This is a genomic window from Tenacibaculum holothuriorum (assembly GCF_002120225.1).
GTDB lineage: Bacteria > Bacteroidota > Bacteroidia > Flavobacteriales > Flavobacteriaceae > Polaribacter > Polaribacter holothuriorum.
In genome coordinates this window covers 80,004-94,246 of sequence record NZ_LAPZ01000005.1, presented here as the reverse complement: position 1 = coordinate 94,246, position 14,243 = coordinate 80,004, and the positions used below count along the sequence as shown (strand labels likewise).

14 protein-coding genes are annotated in these 14,243 nt (G+C 30.9%); 3 read left to right on the top strand and 11 right to left on the bottom strand.

All coding sequences use genetic code 11. The features are described 5' to 3' along the window. Nucleotides 1-23 precede the first annotated feature (23 nt). The 6 genes from WH52_RS07930 to WH52_RS07905 form a co-directional block, all read right to left on the bottom strand. A complete protein-coding gene (locus tag WH52_RS07930; protein ID WP_198938412.1) occupies nt 24-944 on the bottom strand; it encodes an SDR family NAD(P)-dependent oxidoreductase in 921 nt (306 codons plus the stop codon). A 13-nt stretch (nt 945-957) separates the two neighbouring features. Further along, on the bottom strand, nt 958-1,359 hold the full coding sequence (locus tag WH52_RS07925) for a DUF4345 domain-containing protein (RefSeq protein WP_086030419.1): 402 nt from the start codon (nt 1,357-1,359) through the stop codon (nt 958-960). An 81-nt stretch (nt 1,360-1,440) separates the two neighbouring features. After that, nucleotides 1,441-2,277, bottom strand: coding sequence for a helix-turn-helix domain-containing protein (locus WH52_RS07920; RefSeq protein ID WP_086030418.1), 837 nt, complete (start codon nt 2,275-2,277; stop codon nt 1,441-1,443). A 124-nt stretch (nt 2,278-2,401) separates the two neighbouring features. Continuing rightward, on the bottom strand, nt 2,402-3,559 hold the full coding sequence (locus WH52_RS07915; protein ID WP_086030417.1) for a histidine decarboxylase: 1,158 nt from the start codon (nt 3,557-3,559) through the stop codon (nt 2,402-2,404). A gap of 314 nt (nt 3,560-3,873) precedes the next feature. After that, nucleotides 3,874-4,194, bottom strand: a complete 321-nt coding sequence (locus WH52_RS07910; protein WP_143592105.1) for a hypothetical protein — start codon at nt 4,192-4,194, stop codon at nt 3,874-3,876. A 182-nt stretch (nt 4,195-4,376) separates the two neighbouring features. Further along, nucleotides 4,377-4,940: a hypothetical protein gene (locus WH52_RS07905; protein WP_086030415.1), complete on the bottom strand. Its 564-nt coding sequence runs from the start codon at nt 4,938-4,940 to the stop codon at nt 4,377-4,379. A 246-nt stretch (nt 4,941-5,186) separates the two neighbouring features. On the opposite strand from WH52_RS07905, the gene WH52_RS07900 reads away from it, so the two are divergent. Both WH52_RS07900 and WH52_RS07895 read left to right on the top strand, forming a co-directional pair. Then, entirely contained in the window at nt 5,187-6,824 is a 1,638-nt protein-coding gene (locus tag WH52_RS07900; RefSeq protein ID WP_086030414.1) for an ABC-F family ATP-binding cassette domain-containing protein, read from the top strand. Nucleotides 6,825-7,139: 315 nt separating this feature from the next. Then, the gene (locus WH52_RS07895; RefSeq protein ID WP_086030413.1) at nt 7,140-7,424 is read left to right on the top strand and encodes a hypothetical protein; all 285 of its coding nucleotides are present in this window, start codon (nt 7,140-7,142) and stop codon (nt 7,422-7,424) included. A gap of 59 nt (nt 7,425-7,483) precedes the next feature. Here the strand turns inward: WH52_RS07895 and WH52_RS07890 are convergent, their stop codons facing one another. The 5 genes from WH52_RS07890 to gcvP form a co-directional block, all read right to left on the bottom strand. Further along, entirely contained in the window at nt 7,484-8,218 is a 735-nt protein-coding gene (locus tag WH52_RS07890; protein ID WP_086030412.1) for a YggS family pyridoxal phosphate-dependent enzyme, read from the bottom strand. A 9-nt stretch (nt 8,219-8,227) separates the two neighbouring features. After that, the gene (locus WH52_RS07885; protein ID WP_086030411.1) at nt 8,228-9,268 is read right to left on the bottom strand and encodes an AAA family ATPase; all 1,041 of its coding nucleotides are present in this window, start codon (nt 9,266-9,268) and stop codon (nt 8,228-8,230) included. A gap of 3 nt (nt 9,269-9,271) precedes the next feature. Next, the gene (locus tag WH52_RS07880) at nt 9,272-9,874 is read right to left on the bottom strand and encodes a MarR family winged helix-turn-helix transcriptional regulator (protein ID WP_086030410.1); all 603 of its coding nucleotides are present in this window, start codon (nt 9,872-9,874) and stop codon (nt 9,272-9,274) included. A 56-nt stretch (nt 9,875-9,930) separates the two neighbouring features. Next, the gene (locus WH52_RS07875; protein WP_086030409.1) at nt 9,931-10,164 is read right to left on the bottom strand and encodes a thioredoxin family protein; all 234 of its coding nucleotides are present in this window, start codon (nt 10,162-10,164) and stop codon (nt 9,931-9,933) included. A gap of 160 nt (nt 10,165-10,324) precedes the next feature. Next, nucleotides 10,325-13,180: an aminomethyl-transferring glycine dehydrogenase gene (gene gcvP, locus WH52_RS07870; RefSeq protein WP_086030408.1), complete on the bottom strand. Its 2,856-nt coding sequence runs from the start codon at nt 13,178-13,180 to the stop codon at nt 10,325-10,327. 131 nt (nt 13,181-13,311) lie between these two features. Here gcvP and WH52_RS07865 point away from each other — a divergent pair, with 131 nt between their 5' ends. Continuing rightward, nucleotides 13,312-14,127, top strand: a complete 816-nt coding sequence (locus WH52_RS07865) for a UbiA prenyltransferase family protein (RefSeq protein ID WP_086030407.1) — start codon at nt 13,312-13,314, stop codon at nt 14,125-14,127. Nucleotides 14,128-14,243: the final 116 nt, after the last annotated feature.

Sequence of the window (14,243 nt, the reverse complement as noted above, 5' to 3'; positions counted from 1 at the left end):
TTAAGTTTCTTGTCGCTATTTTTTTAAATAAACTTTTGAATTGCCAAAGCGGCATTATCTTGAAAAGTATGATTGTCTAAATCTTTCCAAATAGAACTTTGATCTATTACTGGACCTGTTAAGATGTTTTCTTTACTGGCATAAAACACACCACTTTTAAATTTAGGATTGTTAATGCCTTCTACAAAACGCTTAGCTCCTTTTTCAACAGAATGAGACATTTTCATTAAAGGCATAATTAATTTCATTCCAATATGTTTTAAGAAAAGCCTTTTTATAAAAGGTAAATCATCCATACCATTTGTTCCTCTCGTACCTCCTGGACTCATACTTATGAATTTAATTTTTGGATATTTTCTAGCCATACTACTCATGCAAAGTGTGCCTCCATATTTAATCCATCCGTAAACTTGAAATGGATCAAAATTTCCTTTGAACTTGGTTCCATCAAAGATAGAAATAAACTCTTCCACTGAGTTTTCCTTTAAATCTGGACGATTCATTCCCATTTTTTGAATACCTCTGGCGGCTTCTGAACTAGCGAATAAGGCAACATTATTTAGTTTATTATGTTTTATCAATTCATTAACAAGAACAACATGTCCTAAAAGATTACTAGCTGTTAATTCGGTTACACCTTCTTTAGTAAGTTTTTCAGGAGTTTTTCCTCCAGTTCCACCAGCGTTCATTATTAATGCATCAATAGAGTTTGATAGTTGCGAAACGGCTTTTTCTACAGTTTCTGGTTTTGAAACATCTAAAATTATAATTTTAAATATGTCTCTTCCTGTAGCTTCAATAAGCTCTCTTTTAGCAACTTCAGCTTTTTGAAGATTTCTACATGCTAAATAGATTATTTCTGTATCTTTTATTAAAGCTAATTGTCTTGCTGTTTCTTTGCCAATTCCAGCATTGGCACCTGTTATTAATATTGTTTTGTTCATCTTTATTTTAGTTTTAGAAAGATTGTTTTTTGTTATTTGAAATAAAAAGTATAAGACCAACTAAACCTAAAACAATTTCTAGTCCAGTAGCTTTTACCATACCATCAGAAGGCACTCCATCAATAAATATGCTTAATAATCTTCCCAGTCCTAAGGATAAGAAAAGTAGAAATGAAATTATGGAAGCTGATTTTCTTAAAGACTTTTTAAAGCTTCCTAAAAAAGATAATAATGCCACAGCTAATAATAGCATTCCAAATGAACGAACATCATTTAATGCGCTAGCATTACCTGCAATATTAATACCTTCATTAGCTTTGATATTTACAGGGTTAAATGTTGTTAAACTACCTATAGCAGTTAATATTAATCCTGAAACGAATAAATAAAATTTTAAAATTCTAGAAGTGTTCATAACCTTGTATTTAATTAGTGATACAAAGGTGATGAGAATGGGTTTTGTTTAAAACGCGATTTGGTTCAAAAGTTGCTCAATTTAGTTCAAGCGATAATTTGAAGGTGATTTTCCATAAAAATCAGCAAAATTTCTATTAAATGTAGATACAGAATCGAAGCCAACATCATAAGCAATTTCAGAAATACGATCACTACTAGATTTTAATAATTCTGCAGCTCGTTTTAATTTTTTCTCAGTAAGATATTTTTTAGGACTATTATTAAAAATTTCTTTAAACTTTCTTTTAAAAGAAGATTCGCTCAAATGAGTTAGTAAAGCAAGCTCTTTTATAGTAAGGTTTGCGTATGCGTTTTGTTGAATAACTTTTTTAAACTCTACTTCGTTAGGCTTAAATAGAGCAGCTAAAAAATCTAATTGTGAAGGGGCATTTTGAGATTTAATGAGTAATTGAACAAATTCTTTCAATTTTGTTTTTATGATACCGTCATCAACCAATTCAGGATTTTCTAATAAGATGTCAATGCTTTGTCTAAAATTATCAAGCATTAAATCAACTTGTACTTGTTTTACGTTATAATCATTTTGGTGATTTGATAAAGAAATATCTAAATCAAATAAATCTTTAACTAAAGAAGGGTATAGAAAAATTCCCACAGATTCTACACCATCCTTATAAACTTCTTTATTCTTACTTGGTTCAAAAAAATAATTTAAACACTTCGCAATCATTGCGGTATTTCTATTAAGTTTAAGGTATTCATCTGGAGTTCTAACACCAACTTCTCCTTTGTTTACAAACATAAAACAAGCTTCGTCTTCAACATAGCTCTTTAATGTTCTATTGAAAAAAGGCATTGATAATTTGATGAAAACTATTCGATCTTTATATGTAATTACTTTTTCTTTGAAACTCATTTATATGTTCTGAACTAGTTTACGAAGCTAAATTATTTAAAAATAATAATTATTTATTACTGAAAATAAAAAAGCCTAAGAGTTTTCTTAGACTTTGTAGGTATTATGATAAAATAGTTTTGTTTTAACTTAAAGAGAAGTCGTACGAAAATTCATCTTCAATAATTGGTTCGTTACAATTTTTTATATCGTTAATAAATTCATCAATTTGTTCTTTAGTTACATTAGGCATGCAGATAACGTGAGATACTTCACCTTCAGTAGCCAATTGCCATTTGTCTTTAATACTTTTAGGTGTTTTTGGTAATACCACAGTAATAGCATTTGGATTTCTCCAAGCATCTACACCAATAAACTTTAACTGAGCTTCACAATATTCAGCAACTTCTAAGCTGTGTAAATATCTGTCACGTAATCCTTGAACCCCTAATTGTTTTAAAGCATACCATAAGAATAGTGGTGAGTGCCCGTTTCTTGAACCTGTAATGGTGGTGTCTAATGATCCAATGTATGAAATCCCTTTAGCGATACGATCTCTGTTTGAACGCTTAGCAATTAATACTCCTGTTGGAATTGGAGAACCAATAAATTTATGTCCACTGATTGAAATACTATCTACTCCATCCATAAAATCGAAAGGTAAACGAGGCTGCATAAACGGACCAAAAGAACCTGCTAAGGCAGCATCACAATGTATGTAATGATCTTGAATAGCTAAATTGCTTAAAATCCCTTTTACTTTGGCAACATCGTCTTTAGCTTCTTTCATTGTAGTACCAAAAGTAGTTAAGACGATCACGGGTTTATGACGATTCATGCGCACGGTGTTTTCAAAATCTTCATAATCCATTTCTCCATTTGGTTGCGATTTAATCACAATACTAGGAATGTTTAACAAATGAATATTTTTACGAACACTATAGTGTGTCGATTCTGAATAATACACAATCGCTTTTGGGAATAATTCACGGGCAAGATATAAACCGTATAAATTACTTTCTGAACCACCATTGGTAACATAACCCCAAAAATCTTTCGGATTTGCTCTAAATAACTTAGCAAAAAAGGCAATTACCTCACGTTCCATCTCATGGGTTTGTACACGATACGTACCATGTTCAAAAGGATCTCCTAAATTGTTAATTGGAAATTGAAAGAATTCACTTAATGCTGAATAATCAAAATCTTTAGATACAGGATATCCTAAAAATGTATCTCTAGCCGAAGTTAATTGTTCTTTTAAAATATCAAGCTTTTGTTGGCTCTCTAATGGTAATTTCATGTTGATTTGCTATTTCAGCGCGCAAAAGTAATAGAAACGATATTATGAGTCAGTGCTTGTGTTTAAAATTAGATAATTTTTCTAAATTATTATTTTTATTAGATAAATTATCTGTTTAAGATGAAGTATTAGACTTTAATTGGAAGAATTTAAAGATGAGTTTTTATTAAGTAGTAACGGTCTCGTATAACCGTCAGTTACGGGTTTTAAATTACTATTTTTCGATTAAGTACTGACACTCGCAATTCCGAGTGGATTCGGACGTAGTCGAATTCGCCGTAATTGCGGTTATACATTGTTGCCACTAGTATTTTTCAGTAAATCGGTCCATCAAATTTCACAATGGTTGTGTCGTTTTTCACAGTAAAGTCAACCCAATGGTCTAATGAGCCTCCATTTGTATAATATCCACCACCACTTATTTCCATTTTTCCGTCCGCACGAGTAAAAGTCAGCGAGTAAGCTCCATCAGTTTTATTTTTCCGCATCGATAAAAATTCAGTCACGCTTTCATTCGGCTCGATTCGGTCAATTTTTATCACGTCCAGTTTTTCGGTCGTAGTAAATTCAACGTTTGTTATTGGTTCTCTCGAGTCATTTTTAACTTTCATTTCAATTCCGTTTTCTTTGAACATAAAACACGAGTTCAAATTCAGAATTATCATTATTGCAAGCAGTTTTTTCATATTAGTGGCAACGGTCTAGTGTATGAGTATTAGCGAATTTCTACTCACGAATCTTTCGGTTTTGCACTGATCTTTGTTTTATGTTTATACTTTCGTTTTATCACTTAAAACGCTATTACTTATACACGTTGTTATAGGCTTTTTTCTATTTTATTCAAACATAAATTCTTAAATCCCTCTTTTTCTAATTCCATTTTAGTCTTTGGTGATATTATAATTTTTGGCGATTTTTCATTTCCACTCGCAAACCATAAATCGCTTTGATAGAATCCTTTATCTAATGGTTTAGATATTTTGTCATAATTTATAGTTGGTCCAATTATACTTTCAAATTGATTACATTCAAGACATAGATTTTCTTTCATTCTAGCATTATATTCGATAACATTTCCTTTGACATAAACTTGAAAGAAGTTTGGTGCTTTTTTTAATTCAATAAATTCCAGATTATTATATTTTTTCTGATTGCAGAATTCCTTAAATTTTAAAGAAACTATTGTAATTCCGTCATAAGTTGAAGAATAATCCATTGTCTTTCTTTTCAACTTGAATTCCTCGTTGTTAAATCTGAAGTCAGTTCTATAACCACACTTTTTGCATTTCGGAATATTTTTAATCTCAGGAAACAAATTATCACAACTACCAGTCATATAACTATCATTGTCATATCCTGAAATTTCGTAACCAATTATCATTTTTTAGTTCTGTTTTAATTGCCTATAACTTGTTTATATACGCAATAAAAGTGCTTTTATACATCCGGTTTAGGAGAATAAACAGAAGTTTTAGCAATTTTATTCATTTTTTAATCAGTTCGAAAATAATGAATTTCTAGAAAAAAGGTTAACTTTTTTATGTAAACCTTAATAAGTTTTATAGCTTAAACTCTCTCTAAAGTTTTCAGTCTTTTTACTACTTTCGCAGGGTTAAAAATTCAGTATATGATTTCAGTAGATAATTTAGCGGTTGAGTTTAATGGAGGTACATTGTTTAGTGATGTTTCATTTGTAATTAATCCAACTGATAAAATTGCCCTAATGGGTAAAAATGGTGCAGGAAAGTCTACCATGATGAAGATTGTAGCAGGAGTTCAAAAAGCTACTAGAGGAGGGGTGCGTTCTCCAAAAGACACTGTAATCGCTTATTTACCTCAGCATTTATTAACTGAAGATAATTGTACTGTTTTTGAGGAAACGGCAAAAGCATTTAAGCATGTTTTTGATATGCGTGATGAAATGGATCAATTGAATAAAGAATTGGAAACACGTACTGATTATGAAAGTGATGCCTATATGAAAATTATAGAGCGTGTTTCTGATTTAGGAGAAAAGTATTATGCGCTAGAAGATGTAAATTATGATGCTGAAGTAGAAAAAGCGTTAAAAGGATTAGGTTTTACTCAAGAAGATTTTATACGACAAACAAACGAGTTTAGTGGAGGTTGGCGTATGCGTATAGAATTAGCTAAAATCTTATTACAAAAACCTGATTTAATTTTATTAGATGAGCCTACCAACCACATTGATATCGAATCGGTAGTGTGGTTAGAAGATTTCTTAATCAATAAGGCAAATGCTGTAATGGTAATTTCGCATGATAAAGCCTTTATTGACAATATTACTAATAGAACCATAGAAGTAACTATGGGGCGTATTTATGACTATAAAGCAAATTATTCGCATTATTTAGAATTACGTAAAGAACGTAGAGCGCATCAGTTAAAAGCATATCAAGAACAACAAAAGTTTATTGCGGAGACTAAAGCATTTATAGAACGTTTTAAAGGAACGTATTCAAAAACCAATCAGGTAGCTTCTCGTGAGCGTATGCTAGAGAAGTTGGAAATTATAGAAATTGATGAAATTGATAATTCTGCATTAAAACTGAGATTTCCACCGGCACCACGCTCTGGAGATTATCCGGTTACGGTAAAGGATGTATCAAAATCATATGATGACAAAGTAGTTTTCAAAGATGCTAATTTGTCCATAGCAAGAGGAGAGAAGGTTTGTTTTGTTGGAAGAAATGGAGAAGGGAAATCTACGATGATTAAAGCTATTTTAAATAAAATAGAAGTAGAAGGAACTTGCGAATTAGGTCATAATGTAAAAGTGGGATATTTTGCACAGAATCAAGCTGCTTTGTTAGATCCGAAAATGACGGTGTTTCAAACAGTAGATGAGGTTGCTGAAGGAGATATTCGTACACAGATTAAGAACATTTTAGGTCGTTTTATGTTTAGTGGAGACGATTTAGACAAAAAAGTTGGAGTTTTATCTGGAGGAGAGCGTACACGTTTAGCAATGGTAAAGCTATTGTTAGAACCAGTAAACTTGTTAATTTTAGATGAGCCTACGAATCACTTGGATTTAAAATCGAAGGATGTGTTAAAAGAAGCATTGAAGTCATTTGATGGAACGCTGATATTAGTTTCTCATGATCGTGATTTTTTACAAGGATTATCTCAGAAAGTATTTGAGTTTAAAGATCAAAGAGTCATAGAGCATTTTGAAACCATAGATGCATTTTTAGAACGTAATAGAATTGATAAAATAGCTGATATTAATTTAGTTAAGTAATTAGATTAAATGAATTAGACTAAAGACATTTCAATTAAATAGAATGTTCTTAAAAAGGAGGAAAATTAAAGTTTTTCTCCTTTTTTTTGTTTATAAGTTTTATTTATAGATAAGTTTAACTTTTAGATTTATTGGATAGTTTGTGATAAGTTGGTGATAATGAGTTTGTTGTTTTAAAGTTGACTTTATCAACAAAAAATAAATAAAATTATTAACAATTGTTGATAATTGCTTATTTTAGCCAATTCAAATTATTGATTTAGTGCTGTTTATTGCTAATGATTTATTTTGAATAACCCCTAAACCCCCAATAATATGTTTTTAAAAAAGGTAAATGTAGATGAGAGAGAGCATGAAAGGGCTCTAAAATTTCCGAAAATTAATGTTTTAGATCAAAGGATAGATCAGGTAAATGAATTGTTAAAGTTTAAAAGAGCTTTTTTTCTTGAAAACTCTAACCGAGAAATGTTGAAAATTTATGTAACAGACAATTCTGGATTGCATAAAATTGAAACCTCAGTATGGACAATCTCTGAAAAAGGAATTATTATTAAAAACGATACCGTTGTTCCGTTTGGAGACATAGTAGCGGTAGCTTAAAATAAAAAACCACTCTAATTTTAGAGTGGTTTTTTATTAAAATAGTATTGCTTATAAACTTAGCTTATTTTCTCGTTCCAATAGTAACTATCAGGATATATTCTCTCTCCAAAAATAGCTGTTCCTACCCTAACAATAGTAGCACCTTCCTCAATAGCAATTTCTAAATCACCACTCATTCCCATAGAAAGTTCTTTCATTTCTATATTTGGAATGTTTTTAGCAATTATTTCTTGTTGAATTGATTTTAATAATTTAAAACATGTTCTTACTTTTTCCTCATCAGCACTAAAAAGACCTATGGTCATTAAACCTTTAATATGAATTCTATCAAAATTAGCTAGTTCTTTTACTAAGTTCACAGCTTCATTTGGGGTAACTCCAAATTTACTTTCTTCAGCCGAAGTGTTTACTTGCATAAAGGCATTGATAGTTTTATCTTCAAACTCCAACCTTTTTTGTAGTTTTTCTGCTAGTGAAATTCTGTCCAAAGATTGAATACATGAAACATTGTACTTGAGAATTTCTTTTATTTTATTAGTTTGAAGATGCCCAATAAAATGTTTTTGATGTGAGGTGTTTTTAAGTTCATCATATTTTTGTTTTACTTCTTGTACTTTGTTTTCACCAATAAGTGTTTCGCCTTTTTCAATAGCAATTTTAATACGGTTAGCATCTACAGTTTTGGTAGCAAGTAGTAATTTAACGTCATTTATATCTCTGTTAGATTTAATACAAGCATTTTTAATTCGTTGTTGAATTGTTCTTAGGTTTTGTATGATTGTTTCAGACATTCTACAATTTTATTTAGCAATATAAATCCATGCTTTTTTTCCAGAAACAAAAGTTTCTAAAACCCTTTGGTAAGCATCTACTTCATATTTATCTGTTTCTATTAATTCTTGTTCAGATATTTCAAAAATAGTCCCAGTAATTTTGTCTTTTGATTGGTTGGTTTTAATAGCAATTGGATGGAATTTTTGTCCACTTCTATCCAATACCTCTTTGTTATTTATTTCAAGATTTTGTACTGTATAGTTTTTTAAAATATCTTCTTTTCCATGTAATAATCGACCATAAGTTTCTTTCTGAACTTTTTCTAATTGTAATGTTCCGTAAGAAAATAAAAGATGTGTAGTTTTTGATTTTTCTACATCAATTACTTTTTTCTTTATTTGTTTTAAAGTAAAGTTCTTAGCCTCAGCATAAGAAATGTTATAACTTCTTTTTATGTTTTGAAATTCTTTAGGAAATTTAGCTACTAATTCATCATAATAAATGTCAAGCTCATTGTTTTTAGGTAAGTCGAATTTTAATTGAACTTCAAATCTTCTTAAAAGAGCAGTATCTATAACCTCAACATAATTAGTAGCAGCTATTAATAAAGTATCATTATTTAGATGGTCAATTTGTTGAATTACGGTATTTACCAAACGTTTCATTTCTCCAGAATCTTTAGTATCGTAATCACGAGTTTTCCCTATAAAATCAAACTCATCAATAAAAAGGATTGCTTTTTCAAGAGAAGCTCTTTTAAAAATTTCAGCAATATTTTTAGAAGTTTCACCAAGTTTTGAAGAAACAAAATTTCCTAAGTTTAAGACGAAGATTTCTTTATTAAGAGCTTTGCTAATTGCTCTTGCTGTAGCTGTTTTTCCGCAACCTGTATGACCGTGAAATAGAATCTTATTATTTATAGGTAAACTATATTTTTTTAAAGCCGAATAGTAGGTAAACTCATCTAATAGTTGATTGGTAGCCTCTTGATTTTGATTGCTTAAATGGATTTTATCTAAAGTAAGAGGAGCTTCTTTTGATCGAATAGTTATATTTTTAGAACTCATAGCTTATGATACTTTTAAAACATGATCTTGACAGTCTATTCTTAATTCAGAATCATGAAGATTAGATTGTAATAAAGAACAAAAATGCTGGTTGTTTTGAAGCTTATAATTTGTACAAGTAAAACACATGCGTTGCAATGTTATTACACCAGAAGTATTCAAACTCTTAATCATTTGTACAAGACTGCTGAAAACGATTTCTTTTTGTTCTTTTGAAAATTGTTGAATTGGTTTTTCAATCGAAGATGTAAAATATGCCGACTTTTCTGCTATTTTCCTTCCCTTAGAACTTAACTGAATGGTATAACTTCTACTATCCGTTTCACTATATATTTTTGTAATTAACTCTTTTTTATGAAGCACTCTAATACTATCACTAATAGTAGCCTTTGTAAGATTAAACTCATTAGCTAAATAACTTACTTTACACTTTTCTTCTGAATGAAATAGTAAAAAAATAAGGATTTGAATTTGAATAGGACTCAATGAATTCTCTTTACTTTCTTTCCAAAGTAATACTTTAAAAGCTTCAGAAATGCGTTCCAAAGCGACAACTATTTTATAATCAATATTATTTTCTTGTTTTTTAAGGTTGAATGATGACATAGTAAAAATTTTGCTTCACAAAGTTAGTAATCCTAACTATGTGAAGCAAAAAAATATTAACCCTTTACATCTTCTATTGATGCACCAAAGTTAATATGCAAAACATTTCCGTTTGGAGTTACTAGAGCAGGTACCGACTTTACTCCTGAGTTTTCGGCAGTTGATATTTTAGAACGATCTTCACCTATGTGAATAATTTCTACCTTATCTTCACCGATAAGGTGTAGAATGTCGTGTTCTGCACTAATACAAACTGGACAACCCGCATGATAAAAAATTGATTTTCCCATTTTTATTAAATTAAAATTCTTTTGGTATTATTACCGATACAAATATAGTTAGGATTCCTAATTAATAAAAAATAATCTGAAAATATTTTTAAAAAATGAAAAAAGGGGATAAAAAAACCTCACCAAAAGGTAAGGTTTTAAAAAAGTTATATAAATTTTTTTAAGCTTCTGCTTCTATATAATCTTCAATAGGATTACAAGAACAAATTAAGTTTCTGTCTCCAAACGCATCATCTACACGACGTACTGATGGCCAGAATTTATTATCTGCAATATAATCTAAAGGAAATGCTGCTTGTTTACGAGTGTATGGCAAGTTCCATTCATCAGCAGTTAACATTTCTTGCGTATGTGGAGCATTCTTTAAAATATTATTATTATCGTCTTTTGAAGCATTTTCAATCTCTTTTCTAATAGAAATTAAAGCGTCACAAAAACGATCTAATTCAGCAACACTTTCAGATTCTGTAGGTTCAACCATAATAGTTCCTGCAACTGGGAAAGAAACTGTTGGTGCATGGAAACCATAATCCATTAAACGTTTTGCAATATCTACAACTTCAATTCCGTTTTTCTTAAACTCACGACAGTCTAAAATCATTTCATGAGCAGCACGATTCATTTCACCAGTGTATAATGTATCAAAATGACCATGTAAACGCTCTTTCATATAATTTGCATTTAATATGGCATTTTTAGTAGAGTTGGTTAAACCATCTGCCCCTAACATAGTAATATATCCGTAAGAGATAATACAAGCCAATGCAGAACCCCAAGGAGCAGCAGAGATGGCAGTAATAGCATGATCTCCTCCAGTAGTTACAACAGGATTGGTTGGTAAAAATGGAACTAATTGTGGTGCTACACAAATTGGTCCAACTCCAGGACCACCACCTCCATGTGGAATGGCAAATGTTTTGTGTAAGTTCAAGTGACAAACATCCGCTCCAATAGTAGCAGGGTTTGTTAAGCCAACTTGAGCATTCATGTTTGCTCCATCCATATATACTTGACCTCCGTTGTCATGTATAATTTGCGTAATTTCTTTAATCGCTTTTTCGTAAACTCCGTGAGTAGAAGGATACGTAACCATTAAAGCCGCTAAGTTTTCTTTATGTTTTTCAGCTTTAGCACGTAAATCTTCAACATCGATATTACCTCTGTCGTCAGTTTTAGTTACTACAACTTTCATTCCCGCCATCACAGCAGAAGCAGGGTTGGTACCGTGTGCCGATGCAGGAATTAAACAAATATTTCTATTTGTATCTCCATTAGCTTCATGATAAGCTCTAATTACCATTAAACCAGCAAATTCTCCTTGCGCACCAGAGTTTGGTTGTAAAGAAGTACCTGCAAAACCAGTAACTACGTTTAGTTGATTCTCTAAATTAGTTAATACTTCTTGGTACCCTTGTGCTTGATCTATGGGTACAAATGGGTGAATATTTCCCCATTGCGGATTACTCAAAGGCAACATTTCAGAAGCTGCATTTAACTTCATAGTACAAGAACCTAAAGAAATCATAGAATGATTTAATGCTAAATCTTTACGCTCTAATTTCTTGATATAACGCATCATTTCAGTTTCTGATTGATACGTATTGAATACTTCATTGTCTAAAAAAGAGGTGTTTCTTTTTACACCCGCAGGAATAACATCAGTAGCTGTAAACTCGGTGATGGTAATGTCTTGAATATTAAAAGCTTGTTCAAAACAATCAATAATAGCATTGATTTCTTTTAAACCTACAGTTTCATTCACTGAAATAGAAACATGATGCTCATCAATATAATTGAAGTTAATACCATTTGCTTCAGCCACTGGACGTAGTTGATTTGTTTCAACTTCTACTAAAATTGTATCGAAATAGGCACTGTTCTTTTGTTTAAACCCTAAACGATTTAAAGCAGTAGCTAAAGTAGTTGTAGCTGCATGTACTTGATTGGCGATGTACTGAATGCCATTTTTTCCATGGTATACTGCATACATTCCAGCCATCACAGCCAATAATACTTGAGCTGTACAAATGTTCGAAGTAGCTTTTTCACGTTTAATATGTTGTTCACGTGTTTGTAAAGCCATACGCAACGCTCTTCCTCCATCTACATCTTTAGTAACTCCAATAATACGCCCAGGAATACTACGTTTGTATGCTTCTTTGGTAGCAAAATATCCAGCATGAGGACCTCCATAACCTAAAGGAATACCAAAACGTTGGGTAGTTCCTACAACAACATCTGCACCAAATTCAGCTGGAGCTTTTAAGTTTACTAAAGATAAAATATCAGCAGCAACAGCTACTTTTATGTTGCTAGCATTACAGTTAGCAGTAAACTCTGTATAATCGTAAACTTGTCCATGTTTTCCAGGATATTGAACGATAGCCCCAAAGAAATCTTCTGAAAAATCAAATTTTTCATGGTTTCCAATCACCAATTCTATACCTATTGGAATTGCACGAGTTTGTAATACTGATAAAGTTTGTGGTAAAATTTCTTCAGAAACAAAGAATTTATTTACCCCTGCTTTTTTCTGAGCTCTTTCACGAACGTCAAATAACAAAGCCATAGCTTCTGCTGCAGCAGTTCCTTCATCTAATAAAGAGGCGTTGGCTAACTCCATTCCTGTTAAATCGCAAACCATTGTTTGGTAATTTAATAAAGCTTCTAAACGACCTTGGGCTATTTCAGCTTGATAAGGTGTGTAGGCTGTATACCATCCTGGATTTTCTAAAATATTTCGTTGGATAACACTTGGTAAAATCGCTTCATGATATCCCAATCCTATATAACTTTTGAATACTTTGTTTTTAGCACCTAGTTCGTTGATATGATTTAAGTATTCATATTCACTCATTGCTGGCACTAAATCTAATTCATTTTGTAATCGAATATCATCAGGGATTGTTTCATAAATCAACTGATCTAAACTATCTACCCCAATAGTTTCAAGCATTTGCTTTTGATCCTTTTCACGTGGACCTATATGTCGTAATTGAAATGAATTTGTGTTCATTTGTGTTGTTTGTTTTTAAGTGGCTCAAAAATAATGAAATTTGTACGATTTTATACTGTATATTTTGAATGTAGGCTAATATTTTATTAACCAAAAACTAAGGTTATAAACAGAAAAACTATTTTTGTTTTATGAAGCTTTTAAAAGCCGTATTCAACTTTTATATAAATGCTAGTATTCACGTTGCTATAGCTGTATATGCTTTGGTGAAGATTACCGAACTGTATTTTGACTTGGCACACAACAAATTTTTAAATAACTTTATTTTTTTGGGTACAATTACTGGATACAATTTTGTGAAATATGCAAGAGTAGCTAAGTTGCATCATCGAGGTTTAACAAGACATCTGAAAATTATTCAGGTTTTTTCTTTTGTTAGTTTTCTATTCACATGTTTTTATGCTAGTAGATTAAAAATAGAAACCTTACTTGTTTTTATTCCATTAGGATTGTTAACACTATTATATGCTGTACCGTTTTTAGGTGGTTTTCAAAAAAACTTAAGAAGTATAGGATATTTAAAGATTGTAATAGTAGCCATTGTTTGGGCTAGTGTAACGGTATTGTTACCGTTATACGATGCTAGTCTTGGTGTTTTCAATGAAAAAGTAGTGTTCTTATTTCTTCAAAGATTTATGTTGGTAATTATATTAATACTTCCTTTTGATATAAGGGATATGAAATATGATGCTGCTTCTTTACAAACAATTCCAAAGAAAATAGGAATTCAAAAAACGAAGAGACTAGGTTTTGTGTTGTTGTTATTTTGTTTGTTACTAGAGTACTTTATACAAAGTCAACCAATATTTAAAAAAAGCTTTTTTTTGATATTTATCTTGTTGTCAATATTATTAATGAGAGCGACTGAGGATCAAAAAAAATATTACAGTTCTTTTATAGTAGAAGCTGTTCCGATTATTTGGCTGTTTTTACTTTCTGTTTTTTAGGATTCTTAATGTAGAACTTACATTTTGTAATTAAATATTCTGAACGAAAAAAAATATCAGGTTCTAATACTTTTTTAGCAGAACCTTTGTACTTTAGTTGGTTTATTAAAAACAAC

Bases quoted from the DNA above. Each gene is read 5' to 3' on its own strand.
- WH52_RS07930 (WP_198938412.1), bottom strand. From the start codon at position 944: ATGAACAAAACAATATTAATAACAGGTGCCAATGCTGGAATTGGCAAA.
- WH52_RS07925 (WP_086030419.1), bottom strand. From the start codon at position 1,359: ATGAACACTTCTAGAATTTTAAAATTTTATTTATTCGTTTCAGGATTA.
- WH52_RS07920 (WP_086030418.1), bottom strand. From the start codon at position 2,277: ATGAGTTTCAAAGAAAAAGTAATTACATATAAAGATCGAATAGTTTTC.
- WH52_RS07915 (WP_086030417.1), bottom strand. From the start codon at position 3,559: ATGAAATTACCATTAGAGAGCCAACAAAAGCTTGATATTTTAAAAGAA.
- WH52_RS07910 (WP_143592105.1), bottom strand. From the start codon at position 4,194: ATGTTCAAAGAAAACGGAATTGAAATGAAAGTTAAAAATGACTCGAGA.
- WH52_RS07905 (WP_086030415.1), bottom strand. From the start codon at position 4,940: ATGATAATTGGTTACGAAATTTCAGGATATGACAATGATAGTTATATG.
- WH52_RS07900 (WP_086030414.1), top strand. From the start codon at position 5,187: ATGATTTCAGTAGATAATTTAGCGGTTGAGTTTAATGGAGGTACATTG.
- WH52_RS07895 (WP_086030413.1), top strand. From the start codon at position 7,140: ATGTTTTTAAAAAAGGTAAATGTAGATGAGAGAGAGCATGAAAGGGCT.
- WH52_RS07890 (WP_086030412.1), bottom strand. From the start codon at position 8,218: ATGTCTGAAACAATCATACAAAACCTAAGAACAATTCAACAACGAATT.
- WH52_RS07885 (WP_086030411.1), bottom strand. From the start codon at position 9,268: ATGAGTTCTAAAAATATAACTATTCGATCAAAAGAAGCTCCTCTTACT.
- WH52_RS07880 (WP_086030410.1), bottom strand. From the start codon at position 9,874: ATGTCATCATTCAACCTTAAAAAACAAGAAAATAATATTGATTATAAA.
- WH52_RS07875 (WP_086030409.1), bottom strand. From the start codon at position 10,164: ATGGGAAAATCAATTTTTTATCATGCGGGTTGTCCAGTTTGTATTAGT.
- gcvP (WP_086030408.1), bottom strand. From the start codon at position 13,180: ATGAACACAAATTCATTTCAATTACGACATATAGGTCCACGTGAAAAG.
- WH52_RS07865 (WP_086030407.1), top strand. From the start codon at position 13,312: ATGAAGCTTTTAAAAGCCGTATTCAACTTTTATATAAATGCTAGTATT.